This is a genomic window from Lysobacter sp. A286, assembly GCF_054052105.1.
On the sequence record NZ_JBSVRJ010000001.1, the window covers coordinates 270868 to 289197 of the forward strand.

An 18330-nucleotide genomic window follows, 5' to 3' on the forward strand; every position below is an offset into this window, starting at 1 on the left:
GCACTACCGTGCGCCGCCGCCTGCAACACAGCGGCGATCTCGCCCAGGCCTTTCCGCGGGTGCATTTCATCGGCATCGGCGGCACCGGCATGAGCGGTATCGCTGAAGTCATGAGCACCCTGGGCTATCAGGTATCAGGATCGGACCAGGCCGACAACGCCGTCACCCGTCGGCTGGCCGGCCTGGGCATCACCGTGCACCGCGGCCATGCCGCCGCCAACGTGCTGGGCACCGATTGCGTGGTGGTCTCCAGCGCGATCAAGGCCGACAACCCGGAATTGCTGGAAGCGCGCGCGCAACGCATCCCGGTGGTGCCGCGTGCGGAGATGCTGGCCGAGTTGATGCGCTTCAAGCGCGGCATCGCCGTCGCCGGCACCCATGGCAAGACCACCACCACCTCGCTGACCGCCAGCGTGCTCGCTGAAGGTGGTATCGACCCGACGTTCGTGATCGGTGGCCAGCTGCTCGCCGCCGGCGCCAACGCCCGGCTGGGCAGCGGCGACTGGCTGGTGGCCGAGGCCGACGAGAGCGACGGCAGCTTCCTGCGCCTGAGCCCGCAGATCGCGGTGGTCACCAACATTGACGCGGATCACCTGGAGAACTACGGCGGCGACTTCGCCAACGTCCAGGCCGCATTCGGCGAGTTCATGCTGCGACTGCCGTTCTATGGACTGGCGGTGTTGTGCATCGATGATCCGGAAGTCGCCGCGCTGGCCGAGCGCACCCCGCGCCACGTGATGACTTACGGTTTGTCCGCCGACGCCGACGTGCGCGCCGAGAACGTCACCCAGCAGGGTGCGCGGATGCACTTCGAGCTGTGCCTGCCCGATGGTGCGCGCTGCCCGGTGACCCTGGCCTTGCCGGGCGAGCACAACGTGCTCAACGCCCTGGCCGCGGCGACGGTGGGCTGGCAGCTGGGCGTCGAACCCAGCGCGATCAGCCGCGCGCTGGAGGGGTTCGCCGGGATTGGCCGGCGCTTCAACCTGCTCTCCCAGACCCCGTTGCCCAAGGGCGGCATGGTCACCGTGGTCGATGACTACGGCCACCACCCCCGGGAGCTGGAGGCGGTGTTTGCCGCTGCCCGCGGCGGCTGGCCGGACAAGCGGCTGGTGGTCGCATTCCAGCTGCATCGCCATAGCCGTACCCGCGACCTGTTCGATGAGTTCGCAGCGGTGTTGTCCAGCGTCGATGCGTTGGTGCTGACCGAGGTCTACGCCGCCGGCGAGCAGCCGATTGCCGGTGCCGACGAGAAGGCGCTGGCGCGAGCGATCCGTGCACGCGGCCGGGTTGATCCGGTGGTGGTGGGCGCCGCACACGAACTGCCCAGCGTGCTGGGCGACGTACTCGAGGACGGCGACCTGCTGCTGCTGATGGGTGCCGGCGACATCGGCCAGGCCGCCCAGCAGATTGCGACACACGGTTTCGTCAACGCCGAGCCTATGGATGCACGGGAGGGCCAACCATGAGTACCGCATTGCCCCCGCCGCGGGTAACGAACCCGGTCGGCTTTGGCCGCGTCGCGGTCCTGATGGGCGGCACCAGTGCCGAGCGCGAGGTCTCGCTGGATTCGGGTCGCAACGTACTGGAAGCCCTGCAGGCGCGCGGCATCAACGCGTTCGCGATCGACGGCATCCCGGCACTGGTCGACGCGGTGCGCAACGGCCGGGTCGACCGGGTATTCAACATCCTGCACGGCAACAAGGGCGGTGGCGAGGATGGCGTATTGCAGGGCCTGCTGGAGGCGCTTGGCGTGCCTTGCACCGGCTCCGGCGTACTCGGCTCGGCGTTGAGCATGGACAAGATCCGCACCAAGCAGGTCTGGCTCAGCGTCGGGCTGCCAACGCCGCGCTACCAGTGCCTGGCCGAAGGTGCCGGCCGTAGCCGCGAGGACGTGCACCGCGCGGCGCGCGAGCTGGGCCTGCCGGTAATCATCAAGCCGTCCAGCGAGGGCTCCAGCGTCGGCATCTCGCGCGTGCTGGACGAAGCCGGCCTGGACGAGGCGGTGGAGCTGGCGGCGCGCTATCCGGGCGAGTTGCTGATGGAGCAGATGGTGGTCGGCGACGAGCTGACGGTCGGCATCCTTGGCGATGGCCGTACCCATTACGCGCTGCCGTCGATCCGCATCGTGCCCAGGGGCGAGTGGTACGACTACAACGCCAAGTACGTGGCCGATGACACCCAGTATCTGTGTCCCGGCCTAGAGGACGATGCCGAAGACGAGATCCGCCGGATTGCACTGGCCGCCTTCGAAGCCGCCGGGTGTCAGGGCTGGGGACGGGTGGATGTCATGCGCGATCGCAGCACCGGCGCGTTCCACCTGCTGGAAGTGAATACCGCGCCGGGGATGACCAGCCACTCGCTGGTGCCCAAGGCGGCCGGCCAGGTCGGGATCGACTTCGAAGAGCTGTGCTGGCGCGTGCTGGAGTCATCGATGCAGGAGGGCTCGCACCGGTGAATGCGCTGCTGCGCCTGCTGGGTTGGCTGCTCGCGGTAGCGCTGGTCGTGCTGCCGGTCGCGGCCGTGCTCAACGGCTGGGTGGGCGCGGACCAGTGGCCGTTGACCAAGTTGCGCGCGACCGGCCAGTTTGAGCGCGTGGACGAGGCGCTGCTGCGCCAGACCGTACTGCCGTATGCACGCCAGGGGTTCTTTGCCGTGCGTCTTGATGATGCGCGCGCCGCAATTGCCGCGCTGCCGTGGGTCGAGCACGCCGAGGTTCGCAAGCGTTGGCCGGACGTACTGGAAGTGCAGGTGATCGAGCACGTGCCGTATGCGCGATGGGGCGAGGACCAGTTGCTGTCCGAGCATGGCCGGTTGTTCCCGGCCGCAGGCATCGAGATACCCGAAGGCCTGCCGCAACTGGATGGCCCCGAGTCCCGGATCAAGGACGTGGTGGCGCTCTACAACGAGTCGCGCAGCTTGTTCAGCCCGATCGGGCTGGACGTCCGCGTGGTGCTGCTGGATCCGCGCGGCAGCTGGACCCTGGGTCTGGGCAACGGGGCCCAGGTGGTGCTCGGGCGCAACCAGGCCCATGCCCGGATCGAACGCTTCGTGCGCCTGATGCCACAGCTGCTCGGGCAACAGGAGCAGGCGCTGGTCCGCGCCGACCTTCGTTACACCAATGGCTTCGCATTGACCTGGGCCGCGAGCAACCAATCAACCCCGCGCGACCCGGCCGCGGACAAGCAGGGAAACACATGAATCGCAAGGGTGACAAATCATTGATCGTCGGCCTCGACATCGGCACGTCCAAGGTGGTCGCGCTGGTGGGCGAGTACACCCCCGGATACAGCGGGCCGGACAACCCGATCGAGGTGATCGGGATCGGCTCGCACGAATCGCGCGGGCTGCGCCGCGGCGTGGTGGTCGATATCGAGTCGACCGTGCAGTCGATCCAGCGCGCGATCGAGGAAGCCGAGCTGATGGCCGGCTGCGAGATCCGCTCGGTGTATGCATCGATCTCCGGCAGCCACGTGCAATGCCGCAATTCGCAGGGCATCGCGCCGATCCGTGACGGTGAAGTCACCTTCGGCGACCTGGACCGGGTGCTGGAAGCCGCCAAGGCGGTCGCAATCCCGGCCGACCAGCGGATCCTGCATGCGATCCCGCGCGACTACGTGCTCGACGATTCGCAGGAAGGCATCCGCAACCCGGTCGGCATGACCGGCGTGCGCCTGGAGGTGCATGCCCATCTTGTGGTCTGCGCGCAATCGGCCGCGGCCAACGTCAGCAAGTGCGTGCAGCGCTGCGGATTGCAGGTGGACAACCTGATCCTGGGTGTACTGGCGTCCAGCAACGCGGTGCTGACCAGTGACGAGCGCGAGCTGGGCGTGGTGCTGGTCGACATTGGTGCCGGCACCACCGACATCGCGGTGTTCGTGCAGGGCGCGATCGCCCACTCGGCCAGCCTCGGCATCGCCGGCGACAAGGTCACCGAAGACATCGCCCACATGCTGCGCACACCGACGCCGGATGCGGAGCAGATCAAGGTTCGCTACGCCTGTGCGCTTGCCCAGATGGCCACGGCCGAGGAGTCGATCCAGGTGCCGTCGGTGGGCGACCGCCCGCCGCGCCGGATGCCGCGGGCGTCACTGGCTCAGGCGGTGCAGGCGCGCTACGAGGAAATCTTCGAGATGGTCCAGGCCGAACTGCGCCGCAGCGGCTTCGAGCAGCACGTCCGGGCCGGCATGGTCCTGACCGGCGGCGCCGCAAAGATGGAAGGCGTGGTCGAGCTGGCCGAGGAAATGCTGCAGATGCCGGTTCGCGTCGGCATCCCGCAACACGTCACCGGCCTGGGCGAGGTGGTGGGCAATCCCGTCCATGCCACCGGCGTCGGCCTGCTGCTGATGGGCAGCCAGATCGAAAACCCGCGCCGGCCGGTGATCAATACCGGCCGGGCCGGATCAATTTTCAACAAGCTCAAGGACTGGTATCGCGGCCAGTTCTGAGTTCCCCCGCAAGACGCAGCACCACGCGACACCCAGCACTACATAACTAGACATACGAGGACACGGACATGGCGCACTTTGAACTGGTAGAAAACATGGCCCCCAATGCGATCATCAAGGTGATCGGCGTCGGGGGTGGCGGCGGCAACGCGGTTGCCCACATGGTCAGCAACAACGTCGATGGGGTGGAGTTCATCACCGCCAACACCGACTCGCAGGCAATCAAGAACTGCGGTGCGAAGTTGCAGCTGCAACTTGGCACCAACGTCACCAAGGGCCTGGGCGCAGGCGCGAATCCGGAGGTCGGCCGCCAGGCCGCACTGGAAGACCGTGAGCGACTGATGGACGCGATGGAGGGCGCCGACATGGTGTTCATCACCGCCGGCATGGGTGGCGGTACCGGCACCGGCGCTGCCCCCGTGGTCGCGCAGCTGGCCAAGGAGATGGGCATCCTGACCGTCGCGGTGGTGACCAAACCGTTCCCGTTTGAAGGCCGCCGACGCATGCAGGTCGCGCTCAAGGGCATCGAGGAGCTCAGCCATCATGTCGACTCGTTGATCACCATCCCCAACGAGAAGCTGATCACCGTGCTGGGCCGAAACGCGACCATGATCCAGGCCTTCCGTGCCGCCAACGACGTGCTGCTGGGCGCCGTGCAGGGCATCGCCGACCTGATCGTGCGTCCCGGCCTGATCAACGTTGACTTCGCCGACGTGCGCACCGTGATGTCGGAGATGGGCCTGGCGATGATGGGCAGCGGCTCCGCCCGCGGCGACGACCGTGCGCAGGCGGCGGCCGAGGCGGCGGTGCAGAACCCGCTGCTGGACGACATCAACCTGTCCGGCGCCAACGGCATCCTGGTCAACATCACCGCCGGCCCGGACTTCACCATGGCCGAGTTCGACGAAGTCGGCCGCACCGTCGAGGCGTTTGCGTCCGAGGATGCGACCGTGGTCATCGGCACCGTGCTGGATCCGGACATGCAGGACGAGGTCCGCGTCACCGTGGTCGCGACCGGCCTGAACCGCGCCGTCGTGCGCCAGACCCGTCCGGGCGAGGGCAACCGTCCGCCGATCCAACTGGTACGCAACGGCAGTACCGGCGAGCCGGAGTTCCCGATGGACGATGCGGTCTCACCGGCAATGCCGAGCTTCGGCGGCAGCCTGCGTGGCAGCAGTTCCGCCCAGTCGCACTCCGAGATGCCGTCTTCGGCTCCGGCCGCGGCGGAATTCGGCAACGACACCAACTATCTGGATATCCCGGCATTCCTGCGCCGGCAGGCAGATTGATCACGTTGATTGATCGGGCCTGCTGACCCGAAAAGTAACGCCAATGTCCAGTTCGATTGGTCCCGTGGCTTGATTGCGCGGGACGTTTGGACCGGTCACCTGCCCGACGGGCGGTGACCGGTCATTTTCCTCGGCCGGCTCCTGGGCCAGCCCAGCCCCCGGATTGACCGGAGGTAGCGGGACTGCGTGTTAATCTTGCGCGCTGCAATAATTCCGTCACAAGGCCTGCCCTATACCCATGCTGCGTCAGCGCACCCTCAAGAACGTCACCCGCGCCACCGGCGTAGGCCTGCATAGTGGCGAGAAGGTCTTCCTGACCTTGCGCCCGGCCCCGGTTGACTCCGGGATCATATTCCGTCGTATCGACCTGGATCCGGTGGTCGAGATCCCCGCGCGCGCCGATCTGGTCACCGAGACCACCCTGTGCACCGGACTCAGCCTTGGCCCCGCCAACGTGCAGACGGTCGAGCACCTGATGTCCGCGCTGGCAGGCCTGGGCATCGACAACGCCTACATCGACCTGTCGGCACCGGAAGTGCCGATCATGGACGGCTCGGCCGGTCCGTTCGTCTTCCTGTTGCAGTCCGCCGGCATTGCCGAGCAGGACGCGGCCAAGCGGTTCATCCGCATCAAGCACCCGGTCGAGGTGCGTGATGGCGACAAGACCGCCCGGTTCGAACCCTATGAGGGCTTCCGGGTCGGCTTTACCGTGGAGTTCCGCCACCCGGCAATCCCCGATTCGCAGTCACGTGCGCAAGTCGAGTTCTCCACCAGCAACTACATCAAGGAAGTCAGCCGCGCCCGCACCTTTGGCTTCATGACCGACCTGGAATACATGCGCGAGCGCAACCTCGGGCTGGGCGGTTCGATGGACAACGCCATCGTGCTGGATGAGTTCCGGGTCCTCAACGAGGACGGGCTGCGCTACGCCGACGAATTTGTCCGCCACAAGATCCTTGATGCCATTGGTGACCTGTACCTGGCGGGCCATGCGGTCATCGGGGCTTATGAGGGCTTCAAGTCTGGCCATGCGCTGAACAACAAGCTGGTGCGCGCGTTGCTGGCTGAACAAGCCGCCTGGGAGATCGTCAGCTACCCCGGCGCTGAGGAACCAGAGGCCGTATCGGTGGCCTACGGCATTCCATCACTGGTGTGATCGCACTACCTCGCAAGGCTTCCGGTTTCGGGAGCGGGATTCAGCGACGTTGCGGTTGATGGTGATGGACGAGTTGCACGCGGGCGCGAGTGCGCCGTGCGCGTCGTCACGGAAGTGAACCCATGACGTCGAAATAACGACTTATATACAAACTACTTCTGAATCCTTAACAAATTGAGGGTTTCGGAGCTTTAGCATGCGACGTCGGTGCTCACTTGATCTTCACGGCATACACCATGCCAGCGGGAACAAGTGCTCATCCGGCGTCGTCGGGCTTGTCCGGATTGGGAGGCTTCAACGACGCCAGCGCGGCCTGCAACGCTTGGTGTGCAGCGGCGGACATGGTGACCGGTTTCCGGGGCGCTGGTTGGGGGGGCGCACTGGATATGAGGCTCGTCTTGATGGTGAACTCGGTCACACCCAGCCCAATTGATCGGGCACCCGCCAACAGTTCCGGAGCAAGTAGACGCAATTTCGTCCGCCACACCGGGGAGTCAACCAAATACACGAGCCTGCCGCGCTCGTAATTCGCCAGTCGCGCATGCGCGGCAAGCGGGGGCGGCAGGAGGGGGCGTAAACGACGGTCCAACTCGTCGAGCCAGAGGGCACGACGAATCGGGTCGCCAGCCGGCTCTGCCAGCAGCGCATCAAGCGCTGCAACAGGAGTCGATGGACGACGCGGCGGGTTGGATCGGGAATCAGACATTGGACCTATGACCTATCAAGACATCGTAAACAAATCGCGTGGCAGGTGGGCGTCAATGGCGCAACGCCTGCTGGACGGCGTGACCCGACAGGCGTTGCAACGCCCCGGCCCGAGCGCCGCGTTGCTGCTGGGCGGTGGTCTGGCGCTCGGCATTGGTGCCGGGGTTGCCGGCAACCTGTCATTGCGCCACCAGGTGGATGTGCAGCAGACGCAATTGCAGACCACCCAGGCCGAGGCGCAACGCGAGATCAACGCCCTGGCGGCCCGGCTGGGCGAACTGCAGGCCGAGGCCAACCGGCTCAATGCCCTGGGTGAGCGCCTGACCCGCATCGGTCAACTGCAGGATGGCGAGTTCAACTTCAACAAGCCGGTGGGTATTGGTGGCGGCGGCATCGTCCAGGACATGCCCAAGAGCGAGCTCAACCAAGGCCTGGTAGACCTGGGCGCGCAGTTCCAGGCCTCCGGTGAGCAGCTGTCGGTACTGGAGTCGCTGCTGTTCAACCGCCAGCTGGACATGAACTCGGTGCCTTCGGGCGAGCCGATCGACAGTTACATCACCTCCAACTTCGGCTATCGGGCCGACCCGATCCGTGGCGGCCGCGCGCTCCACAAGGGCATTGACTTCGAAGCCAATGTCGGCGATCCGGTGATGGCCGTGGCCGATGGCGTGGTCAGCTTCTCCGGTCGCCGCTCCGGCTACGGCAACACCGTGGAGATCGACCACGGCAACGGCTACGTGACCCGTTATGCCCACAACTCCAAGCTGAGTCTCAAGGTGGGTGCGCTGGTCCGCGCCGGGCAGCAAGTCGCCAAGGCCGGTTCCACCGGGCGCTCCACCGGGGCCCACGTGCACTTCGAGGTCTGGCAGGACGGCCGGGTGGTCAACCCCAAGAAGTTTCTCGCCCAGCGTTCTCCGCTGCGGGGCTGAGATCGCCATTGGCCCCTTGATAGGCGTCTGCGCGCCCCCACGCTAGAATAGGCTTTGCCATGACAGGGTGCCCAGCGCCCTGTTTTCGTTTTCGCGATGCAATCTTGCTTCCGTGGTGTCGCGCTCGCCTGATTCGTTCTGGACCAATCAATGCTCAACAACATGCTTACTCGCGTCTTTGGCAGCCGCAATGACCGCCTGCTGCGCCAATTGCAACGCTCCGTGATCAAGATCAACGCGCTTGAGCCGGAGATGGAGAAGCTCAGCGACGCCGAGCTGCAAGCCAAGACCCCCGAGTTCAAGCAGCGCCTGGTCGATGGCGCCACCCTCGATCAGATCCTGCCGGAAGCATTTGCCGTCTGTCGCGAAGCCTCCCGCCGGGTGCTGGGGATGCGTCATTACGACGTCCAGTTGGTTGGCGGCATGGTCCTGCACCTGGGCAAGATCGCCGAGATGCGCACCGGTGAGGGCAAGACCCTGGTCGGCACCTTGCCGGTCTACCTCAACGCCCTCAGTGGCGATGGCGTGCACCTGGTCACCGTCAACGACTACCTGGCCCGGCGCGACTCGGCGTGGATGGGCAAGGTGTACAACTTCCTGGGCCTGTCGGTCGGGGTGGTCTACCCGGGCATGCCGCACGGCGACAAGGCCGAGGCCTACAACGCCGATATCACCTACGGCACCAACAACGAGTTCGGCTTCGACTACCTGCGCGACAACATGGCGCTGTCGAAGGAGGACCGCCACCAGCGCGGCCTGAATTTCGCGATTGTCGATGAGGTCGACTCGATCCTGATCGATGAAGCGCGCACGCCGCTGATCATCTCCGGCCCTGCCGAAGATTCCCCCGAGCTGTACATCAAGACCAACCGGATCGTGCCGTCGCTGACACGGCAGAAGGAAGAGGAAGGCGAAGGCGACTACTGGGTCGACGAAAAGGGCAAGCAGGTGCACCTGTCCGAGACCGGGCAGGAGAACGCCGAGCAGTTGCTGCGCGATGCCGGCATCCTCGATGCGAACGAGGAGGAGGGCGGGCTGTACTCGCCGCAGAACCTCGCCATCGTCCATCACCTCAATGCCGCCTTGCGCGCCCATGCGATCTACCAGCGTGACGTGGACTACATCGTCCGCGATGGCGAGGTGGTGATCGTCGATGAGTTCACCGGCCGCACCCTGGCCGGGCGGCGCTGGTCGGACGGTCTGCACCAGGCGGTCGAGGCGAAGGAGGGCGTGCCGGTCCAGCGCGACAACCAGACCCTGGCGTCGATCACCTTCCAGAACCTGTTCCGGATGTACAACAAGCTTGCCGGCATGACCGGTACTGCGGACACCGAGGCGTTCGAGTTCGAGAGCATCTACTCGCTGGAGGTCGTGGTCATCCCGCCCAACCGTCCGGTGCAGCGCAAGGACAGTGCCGATGCGGTGTTCCTCAACCGCGCCGGCAAGTACCGCGCGGTAGCGGCCGAGATCAAGGAAGCGCACGCGAAAGGCCAGCCGGTGCTGGTGGGAACCACCTCCATCGAGGTCTCCGAAATGCTCAGCCAACAGCTGCGCGAGGCCGACATCGACCACGAAGTGCTCAACGCCAAGCAACACGAGCGTGAGGCGACCATCGTTGCCCAGGCCGGCCGGCCCGGCGCGATCACCATCGCCACCAACATGGCCGGTCGCGGTACCGATATCGTGCTGGGCGGGTCGTGGGAGAACGAGATCGAGCAGATCGAGGCCGAGACCGGCGAGCCGGTCGACGAGGTCACCCGCTCGCGCCTGAAGGCCGAATGGAAGGAACGCCATGACGCGGTCAAGGCCGCCGGCGGCTTGCACATCGTGGGTACCGAGCGCCACGAGTCGCGACGGATCGACAACCAACTGCGCGGTCGCGCCGGACGCCAGGGTGACCCGGGGTCGTCGCGCTTCTACCTGTCGCTGGAAGACAACCTGATGCGCATCTTCGCTGCCGACTGGGTGCAGCGGGTCATGACCCGGATGGGCCTGAAGGAAGACGACATCATCGAAAGCCCGCTGGTGTCCAAGCAGATCGCCAGCGCGCAGCGCAAGGTCGAGGCGCACAACTTCGACATCCGCAAGAACCTGCTGGATTTTGACGATGTCAACAACGACCAGCGCAAGGTGATCTACGGCCAGCGCAACGAGTTGCTGGAGGCGCAGGACGTCAAGGAAAACATCGACAACATCCGCGACGACGTGGTTGCCGAACTGGTGTCGCGCTACGTGCCGCTCAACTCGATTGACGAGCAGTGGGACCTGCCGGGGCTGGAAACCGCGCTGGTCAACGACTTCAACCTGCGGGTGGACGTACAGGGCAAGGTGCGCGACAACGCCGAGATCGATGCCGAGGCCATCGCCGAGTACGTCAGCGAGCAGGTGGCTGCCCACGTTGCCGAGCGCGAGTTGCAGTTGGGTCCCGATACCACGCGCATGCTCGAGAAGCACATCATGCTCAACGTCCTCGACCAGAGCTGGAAAGAGCACTTGGCGCAGATGGACTTCCTGCGCCAGGGCATTCACTTGCGCGGTTACGCGCAGAAGCAGCCCAAGCAGGAGTACAAGTCCGAGGCGTTCATCCTGTTCAGCGACATGCTGGAGAAGGTCAAGCGCGAGGTCATCACGATGCTGGCGCGGGTGCGCATCCGCAGCGAGGAGGAAGTCGCCGCGCTGGAAGCCCAGGAGCGTGCGCAGGCCGAGGCGCAGGCCCGGAACATGCAGTTCCAGCATGCTTCGGCGGGTGGCTACGGCGCCGATGAAGAGGCCGAGCAGGCACAGGCCGCCATCGCCCAGGCCGGTGGCCCGGGTCTGGCGCGTCAGGCCGCTGATCCGGCATTGCCCAAGGTCGGTCGAAACGAACCGTGCCCCTGCGGCAGCGGCAAGAAATACAAGCATTGCCATGGACAGCTGGCCTGACGAGCCTTCACCAAGCGCGCGCGACCATGAGGGCGCGCGCCAATCCAGCGACGCCGCCTCCCTGACCCGATGACCGGCGACCCTCCATCGCGCGTCGTCCAGGTCGTCGCGGGCGTCATCCGCGACGCCCGTGGCCGGATCCTGTTGACCCGGCGCACCGAAGGTCGTGACCTGGCCGGGCGGTGGGAGTTTCCCGGCGGCAAGGTCGACCCCGGTGAATCGGCCGAAGCCGCTCTCGCGCGCGAGCTGGACGAGGAACTCGGTATCCAGGTCGACGTCGGCGCGGCGTTGATCAAGGTCCCGCAGATCTACCCCGACAAGCGGCTGACCCTGGACGTCCGCCAGATCGTCCAGTGGCGCGGACGCCCCCGTGGCTGCGAAGGCCAGGCGCTGGCCTGGGTCCCCCCGCACAAACTGTCCAGCTATCCGATGCCGCCTGCCGACCGCCCGGTCGTCGCCGCGTTGCTGCAGCCGGAGCTGTATCTGGTGACGCCGGATATCGGCCCAACGATGCCAGCACTTGCAGAAGAGGAATGGCTGGATGCGCTGGATCGCGCACTCGCCCAGGGCATTCGCCGGGTCCAGTTGCGCGCGCCGAGTGCGGATCCCAAGCGCTGGCCGGAACTGGCCGCCACGGCGGCAGCGCGCTGTCTTGCCGCCGGTGCGGAGGTGCTGGTCAACGGCGATGCCGCACTGGCGAGCGCGCTTGGCATTGGCCTGCACCTGCGCGCGGCGCAACTATCGTCCGCGACAACCCGCCCGGTCGCCGACGGCGCCCTTCTCGCCGCGTCCTGCCACACCATTGAAGACCTCCGCGCCGCCGAAGTACTCGGTTGCGACTTCGCCGTCCTTGGCAGCATCAAGCCCACCGCCAGCCATCCCGGCGCCGCAGGCATCGGTTGGGACGGCTTTGCCCGCCTGCGCGAGCACGTCAGCCTGCCGCTGTACGGCATCGGCGGCCTCGGCCCCGATGACCTCGCCGCCGCCCGCCTACACGGCGCCCAGGGCATCGCCGCCATCCGCGCGTTTTGGCCGACGGGAACCGTTTAGCGCCGGTCGGCTGTGCCATGGCGCATTAACAATGCGCCGCCCCGCAATTACACCATCGGCTATCTCTCGGCTGCCAGCACTCGATAGCGTCGGTCCAGCGCTTCCACATGCGCGTCTAGTGCGTCCAGCGGTCCGTCGTTGATGATCACGTCATCGGCAATCGCCAACCGCTGGGCCCTGGTGGCCTGCGCCGCAATCATCGACTCGGCCAGCGCCAGGTCCACGCCATCGCGTTTGATGAGGCGCTCGCGCTGTACCTGCACCGGCGCGTCCACCACCAGGATCCGGTCCAGCCAGGGATACGCCGTGCGCCCGCCGCCTTCGGCCAGCAACGGGATCGCGGCAATCGCATAGGGCCCGTCGGCAGCCTCGCATAGCGCATGCAGCCAGGCGCGTACCCGTGGATGGATGATGGCTTCTAGTTTGCTCCGGGCACCCGCATCGGCGAACACCCGCTCGCGCATCGCCGCACGGTCCAGTTGGCCATCGCCGAGCAGGACTTCGGCGCCAAATGCCTGCACCACCTCGGTCAGGCCTTCCGAGCCCGGCGCCACCGCCTCACGCGCGGCAAGGTCTGCATCCGCCACGAAGATGCCCAACAATTCAAAACGCCCCGTGACCGCGCTCTTGCCCGAGGCGACTCCGCCGGTGACGCCGATGATGCAGTTGCTCATGCCGCACAGGATGCCATGTGACCGGTCAGGCTAGTCCCGCGACCCGCAGGTAGCTGTCGACCATCTGGTCGCCCCAGAAGAACGCCAGCCAGCCGGCGACGGCGAGATAGGGGCCGAACGGAATCGGGGTGGCCTTGTCGCGGCCTTTTGCGGCCAGCCAGACCGAGCCGATGATGGCGCCGACCAGCGATGACAGCAGTACCGTCGGCAGGATGCCATTGAGGCCGACCCAGGCGCCGATCGCGGCCAGCAGCTTGAAGTCGCCGTGGCCCATGCCTTCCTTGCCGGTGACCTGCTTGAACACCCACCAGACCAGCCACAACGACAGGTACCCGGCGACCGCGCCCAGCAGCGCCGGCTTGGTGGCCATATACAGATTGTCCGCCGCGGCGATCAACCCCAGCCACATCAGCGGCAACGTCAACTGGTCGGGCAACAACTGAGTGCGCAGGTCGATCCCCGACAGCGAGATCAAAAAGCCGGTAAACACCATCGCCCCGAAGCCCTGCCAGCCGAAGCCGAAGCGCCACACGCAGGCGACCATCAGCACCGCGGTCAACAACTCCACCAACGGGTACTGGATCGATATCCGGGCCGCGCAGCCACGGCAACGGCCGCGCTGGATCACCCAGCTGAGCACCGGGATGTTCTCGTACCAGCTCAGCTGACGCTTGCATTGCGGGCAGTGCGAACGCTCCACCACGATGCCTGGCGGCGGCGGATCGTAATCGTCCGGCTCGCCCAGCACCTCGCGGCTGTCGCGCTGCCACTGCCACTCCAGCCGTTTGGGCAGGCGCAGGATCACCACGTTGATGAAGCTGCCCAGCAGCAGGCCGAAACCGGCCACCAATGGATAACCTATTTCAGGATTCTGGTCGAGGAATGCCATCGGCCGAGCTTATCCGACCACCGCGCCGAGCTTGAAGATCGGCAGGTACATCGCGATCACCATGCCGCCCACGATCACGCCCAGGAACACCATGATCAACGGTTCCAGCAGGCTCGACAGCGCGTCGACCGCGTCATTGACCTCGCGCTCATAGAACTCGGCGACCTTGAACAGCATCGAATCCAGGGCGCCCGCCTCCTCGCCGATTGCGGTCATCTGCACCACCATGTGCGGGAACTGGTTGGTCTGCTTCATCGCCATGTTGACCGAGTAGCCCACCGCCACGTCGTCGCGAACCCGGTAGACCGCCTTCTCGTAGACGATGTTGCCGGTCGCGCCGGCCACGGTGTCCAGCCCTTCCACCAACGGCACGCCGGCCTTAAAGGTCACCGCCAGGGTCCGCGCAAAACGTGCGATCGCCGAGTTGTGGATGATCTGGCCCACCACCGGCACCTTGAGGATCAGCCGGTCGAGGAAGTACTGGAATGTCGTCGAGCGGTTCTTGGCCATGATGAAGGCGACCACGGCCGCGACCGAGCCGATCAGGATCAGCCACCACCACGCCACCATGAACCCGCTCAGGTTGACGACCATCTGGGTAAAGGCAGGTAGTTCCGCGCCGAAGCCGGCAAATACGTCCTCGAACATCGGCACCACGAACACCAGCAGGATCGCGCTGACGATCAACGCCACCGCCACCACCGAGGCCGGGTAGAACATCGCCTTCTTGATCTTGCCCTTCAGCGCCTCGGTGTTTTCCTTGTAGGTCGCCACGGTGTCGAGCACGGTCTCCAGCACACCGGCCGATTCACCGGCCTTGACCAGGTTGCGGAACAATTCGTCGAACTCCACCGGATGCTTGCCCAATGCTTCGCTCAACGACGAGCCGCTCTCGACCTCCGAGCGGATCGAGTTGACCAGCTTCTGCATCTTCGGGTTTTTGTTGCCGCTGGCGATGATCTCCAGCGAACCCACGATCGGCACGCCGGCCTTCATCATGGTGGCGACCTGACGGGCGAAGATCGCGATGTCCTGCGGCGTGACCCGTTTGCCGGCACTGCCGAACAATGGCTTGGGCTTGACCTTGACCACCTTCGGGGTGATGCCCATCTTGCGCAGCTCGGCGCGTACGAAGTTGGCGTTCTTCGCGGTCTGCTCGCCCTTCATGACGACGCCGCGCTTGTCGGTGCCCTCCCAGACAAACAGCGGTGTCGGTTCGGCGCGGCGTACCGCAACGGCGGACTTGGTGGCAGCAGATCGGGTAACGGACATGGTTGGGCCCCAGTAACGCGTAGCAATTCGACCAATGTGATGGGTCAGTGGTGACACATCATTCCCCAGTGTAGGCCGCGCCTCCCCGGCTGCGGACTACCCGGCACGCCCCGCGTAAAATGCCAAGCATGCCGTAGGCCAGCATATCCTGACCTTCCACGTCGCGATAGCAACGCCGGTCACGGTGCGGACTTTGAGATTTCAGTCTTTGGTCACGCGGTTGATCTCCGCCAGGCTGGTGACTCCGTTGCGGGCCTTCAACAATGCCGATTGCCGCAGATCGCGGACGCCGGCCGCCTGCGCCGCTTCGGCAATCTGCATTGCGTTGCCGCCGGCCAGCACGATCATCTGGATCTCGTCGCTCATCGGCATCACCTGGTAGATGCCGGTCCGGCCCTTGTAGCCCTCGGTGCAGTCGCCGCAACCGACCGCCTCGTACAGCTTGAACTCCGGGTCGGCGATTTCCTCGGCGGCAAACCCTTCGGCGAGCAAGGCATGCTCCGGCAGTTCCACCGGGCGCTTGCAGCTGTGCAGCCGCCGCGCCAGCCGCTGGGCGATCACCAGGGTGACTGAGGAGGTGATGTTGAACGGCGCCACGCCCATGTTCATCAATCGCGCGATGGTTTGCGGGGCGTCATTGGTATGCAGGGTGGACAGCACCATGTGCCCGGTCTGGGCCGCCTTGATGCCGATCTCGGCAGTTTCCAGGTCGCGGATCTCGCCGACCATGATCACGTCCGGATCCTGGCGCAGGAAGCTGCGCAGTGCGGCAGCAAAGGTCATGCCGCGCTTGATGTTCATCTGCACCTGGTTGATGCCGGGCACCCGGATCTCGACCGGATCCTCGACCGTGGAGATGTTGCGGGTCTCGTCATTGAGGATGTTCAGCGCGGTGTACAGCGACACCGTCTTGCCCGAGCCGGTCGGGCCGGTGACCAGCACCATGCCGTAAGGCCGCTGCACCGCACCCAAAAACAGGTCGCGCTGCTCGTCCTCGTAACCCAGCTTCTCGATGCCCATCTTGGCGGCACTGCCGTCCAGGATACGCAGCACGATCTTCTCGCCGAACAATGTCGGCAAGGTGCTGACGCGGAAGTCGATCTGCCGGGTCTTGCTCAGATTGAGCTTGATGCGCCCGTCCTGGGGCGCCCGCTTCTCGGCGATGTCCAGTTGCGCCATGACCTTCAGGCGTGCGGAGATGCGTGGTTGCAGCTTCACCGGCACCCGCGCCGACTGCTTAAGCAGGCCATCGATGCGCAGACGCACCCGGTACTCGGTCTCGTAGGGCTCAAAATGGATGTCCGAAGCGCCGCGGCGGATTGCGTCGACCAACACCTTGTTGATGAACTTGACGACCGGCGTGTCGTCCGTCTTGGCGTCGACCCCGGCGTCGGACGAGTCGTCCTCATCGCTACTGACGTCGAGGTTCTCCAGCCCCTCGTCGTCGCCGCCCAGCGCATCGCCCATCGCATCGGCGCTTTCCAGCCAGCGGTCCAGGTGGCGCTTGATGCTCTCCTCATCAACCAGGATCGCCTCGATGGTGAAGTTGGTCTGGAACTTGATCTCCGACAGTGCATGGGTGTTGGTCGGGTCGGCGACGCCCACGAACAGCCGGTTGCCGCGCTTGAACAACGGCAACACGCAGTGCTTGCGCAGCAGCTCTTCCTTGACCAGTTTGACCGCCGATTGCTCCGGATCCATTGCCGCGGCATCAAACAGCGGCACCCCGAACTCGATCGAGTTGGCCGCCGCCAGGTTGGCCGGAGTGACCAGGCGCTTGTCGACGATGTAGTTCGCCAGCGGCTTGCGTTCGTCGCTGGCCGCGGCCATGGCTTCGCGGGCAGCGGCCTCGCTCAGCGCACCGTCCAGCACCAGTCGCCGGGCGATGCCGGTGATCCCTACCAGGTTGGCAGTAGCTACGGCGTTCATGTGATCCCCTGTGGTCCCGTGAGGGCAACTTTACTGCAATCGCCCATTGGCGTGGTTGCTGTAGATACCGCCTTGGCCGCCAAGATCTAATGGGGGACTTTGGGATGGGACACCTTCACGGCCGCCTGTTGCTAGCCTACCCTGTGGCGAAAGGGGGAGGAACAATGCGAATTTCAGTGGTGTTGCCGGCCAAGAACGAGGCCGAAGGCCTGGCGCGGACGTTACCCAGGCTGCGGGAGCTGTGGCCGGACGCCGAGTTGATCGTGGTGGACGATGGCTCAACCGATGACACCGCAGCGATCGCCACCAGTCACTGCGTCCAGGTGCTGTCATCCCCCTATTCCATGGGCAACGGAGCATCCATCAAGCGCGGCGCACGGGCCGCCAGCGGTGACATCCTCGTATTCATGGATGCCGATGGCCAGCACGACCCGGCCCTCATCAAGGCATTGCTGGACAAGCTGGAGGAAGGTTTCGACATGGTGGTGGGTGCCCGGGATGGCTCCGGGCAGGCCAACTTCCATCGTGGCTTGGCGAACACGCTCTACAACAAGCTTGCCAGTGTGATGACGGGCCACGCGGTGCTCGATCTGACTTCCGGCTTCCGGGCTGTGCGCGCAGACAAGTTCCGCGAGTTCCTGCATTTACTGCCAAACGGTTTCAGTTACCCCACCACCAGCACCATGGCGTTCTTCCGCAGTGCGTATCCGGTGGCGTACGTACCGATCCCGGTTGCCAAGCGCGTTGGCACTGGAAGTCATATCCGGCCCCTGAAAGATGGCATCCGCTTTCTGCTGATCATCTTCAAGATCGCGACATTGTATTCTCCGCTGAAGCTGTTCGCGCCGGCAGCTGGTGGGTTCTTCGTTCTGGGACTGGGATATTACGCTTACACCTTCATCACGATCCATCGCTTCACTAACATGAGCGCGTTGCTGTTTAGTGCGTCGGTAATCGTATTCTTGATCGGGCTGATCTCGGAACAGATTACGGCTCTAAATTATCGACGTGATGACAATTGATAAAGTCTCCGTTCGTTTTCGTCATCGGCACGCGTGCGCAATTAGTCA

15 protein-coding genes are annotated in these 18330 nt (G+C 65.2%); 10 read left to right on the top strand and 5 right to left on the bottom strand.

Translation table 11 applies throughout. From position 1 onward, the window contains the following. Nucleotides 1-8: 8 nt before the first annotated feature. The 6 genes from murC to lpxC all read left to right on the top strand — a co-directional run bounded on the left by murC (nt 9) and on the right by lpxC (nt 6890). A complete protein-coding gene (gene murC / locus ACW7G0_RS01275; RefSeq protein WP_456989416.1) occupies nt 9-1466 on the top strand; it encodes a UDP-N-acetylmuramate--L-alanine ligase in 1458 nt (485 codons plus the stop codon). Further along, nucleotides 1463-2455: a D-alanine--D-alanine ligase gene (locus ACW7G0_RS01280; protein ID WP_456987148.1), complete on the top strand. Its 993-nt coding sequence runs from the start codon at nt 1463-1465 to the stop codon at nt 2453-2455. Before murC ends, ACW7G0_RS01280 begins: the two co-directional genes overlap by 4 nt. Beyond that, on the top strand, nt 2452-3198 hold the full coding sequence (locus ACW7G0_RS01285) for a cell division protein FtsQ/DivIB (protein WP_456987150.1): 747 nt from the start codon (nt 2452-2454) through the stop codon (nt 3196-3198). Before ACW7G0_RS01280 ends, ACW7G0_RS01285 begins: the two co-directional genes overlap by 4 nt. Continuing rightward, entirely contained in the window at nt 3195-4445 is a 1251-nt protein-coding gene (gene ftsA / locus ACW7G0_RS01290; RefSeq protein ID WP_456962370.1) for a cell division protein FtsA, read from the top strand. Before ACW7G0_RS01285 ends, ftsA begins: the two co-directional genes overlap by 4 nt. 68 nt (nt 4446-4513) lie before the next feature. Beyond that, nucleotides 4514-5734, top strand: a complete 1221-nt coding sequence (gene ftsZ / locus ACW7G0_RS01295; RefSeq protein WP_456987152.1) for a cell division protein FtsZ — start codon at nt 4514-4516, stop codon at nt 5732-5734. A 238-nt stretch (nt 5735-5972) separates the two neighbouring features. Next, nucleotides 5973-6890, top strand: coding sequence for a UDP-3-O-acyl-N-acetylglucosamine deacetylase (gene lpxC, locus ACW7G0_RS01300; RefSeq protein WP_456987154.1), 918 nt, complete (start codon nt 5973-5975; stop codon nt 6888-6890). Nucleotides 6891-7146: 256 nt separating this feature from the next. On the opposite strand, the gene ACW7G0_RS01305 is transcribed toward lpxC, so the two are convergent. Continuing rightward, nucleotides 7147-7596: a DciA family protein gene (locus ACW7G0_RS01305; RefSeq protein WP_456987156.1), complete on the bottom strand. Its 450-nt coding sequence runs from the start codon at nt 7594-7596 to the stop codon at nt 7147-7149. A 7-nt stretch (nt 7597-7603) separates the two neighbouring features. Here ACW7G0_RS01305 and ACW7G0_RS01310 point away from each other — a divergent pair, with 7 nt between their 5' ends. The 3 genes from ACW7G0_RS01310 (at nt 7604) to ACW7G0_RS01320 (ending at nt 12496) form a co-directional block, all read left to right on the top strand. After that, nucleotides 7604-8524, top strand: a complete 921-nt coding sequence (locus ACW7G0_RS01310) for a M23 family metallopeptidase (RefSeq protein ID WP_456987158.1) — start codon at nt 7604-7606, stop codon at nt 8522-8524. Nucleotides 8525-8674: 150 nt separating this feature from the next. Next, complete coding sequence (secA, locus tag ACW7G0_RS01315; protein ID WP_456987160.1) at nt 8675-11446, top strand: preprotein translocase subunit SecA; 2772 nt, start codon at nt 8675-8677, stop codon at nt 11444-11446. 69 nt (nt 11447-11515) lie between these two features. Then, nucleotides 11516-12496, top strand: coding sequence for a Nudix family hydrolase (locus tag ACW7G0_RS01320; protein ID WP_456987161.1), 981 nt, complete (start codon nt 11516-11518; stop codon nt 12494-12496). Between the two features lie 59 nt (nt 12497-12555). Here the strand turns inward: ACW7G0_RS01320 and coaE are convergent, their stop codons facing one another. The 4 genes from coaE to pilB form a co-directional block, all read right to left on the bottom strand. Beyond that, nucleotides 12556-13170, bottom strand: a complete 615-nt coding sequence (gene coaE / locus ACW7G0_RS01325; protein ID WP_456987163.1) for a dephospho-CoA kinase — start codon at nt 13168-13170, stop codon at nt 12556-12558. A 25-nt stretch (nt 13171-13195) separates the two neighbouring features. Further along, the gene (locus ACW7G0_RS01330; RefSeq protein WP_456978335.1) at nt 13196-14059 is read right to left on the bottom strand and encodes a prepilin peptidase; all 864 of its coding nucleotides are present in this window, start codon (nt 14057-14059) and stop codon (nt 13196-13198) included. 9 nt (nt 14060-14068) lie between these two features. Further along, complete coding sequence (locus ACW7G0_RS01335) at nt 14069-15331, bottom strand: type II secretion system F family protein (protein WP_456987164.1); 1263 nt, start codon at nt 15329-15331, stop codon at nt 14069-14071. A 201-nt stretch (nt 15332-15532) separates the two neighbouring features. Beyond that, on the bottom strand, nt 15533-17260 hold the full coding sequence (pilB, locus tag ACW7G0_RS01340) for a type IV-A pilus assembly ATPase PilB (RefSeq protein WP_456987166.1): 1728 nt from the start codon (nt 17258-17260) through the stop codon (nt 15533-15535). 164 nt (nt 17261-17424) lie between these two features. Here pilB and ACW7G0_RS01345 point away from each other — a divergent pair, with 164 nt between their 5' ends. Then, nucleotides 17425-18282 (top strand): glycosyltransferase family 2 protein, encoded by an 858-nt coding sequence (locus ACW7G0_RS01345; protein WP_456989417.1) that lies wholly within the window; start codon nt 17425-17427, stop codon nt 18280-18282. Nucleotides 18283-18330 lie beyond the last annotated feature (48 nt).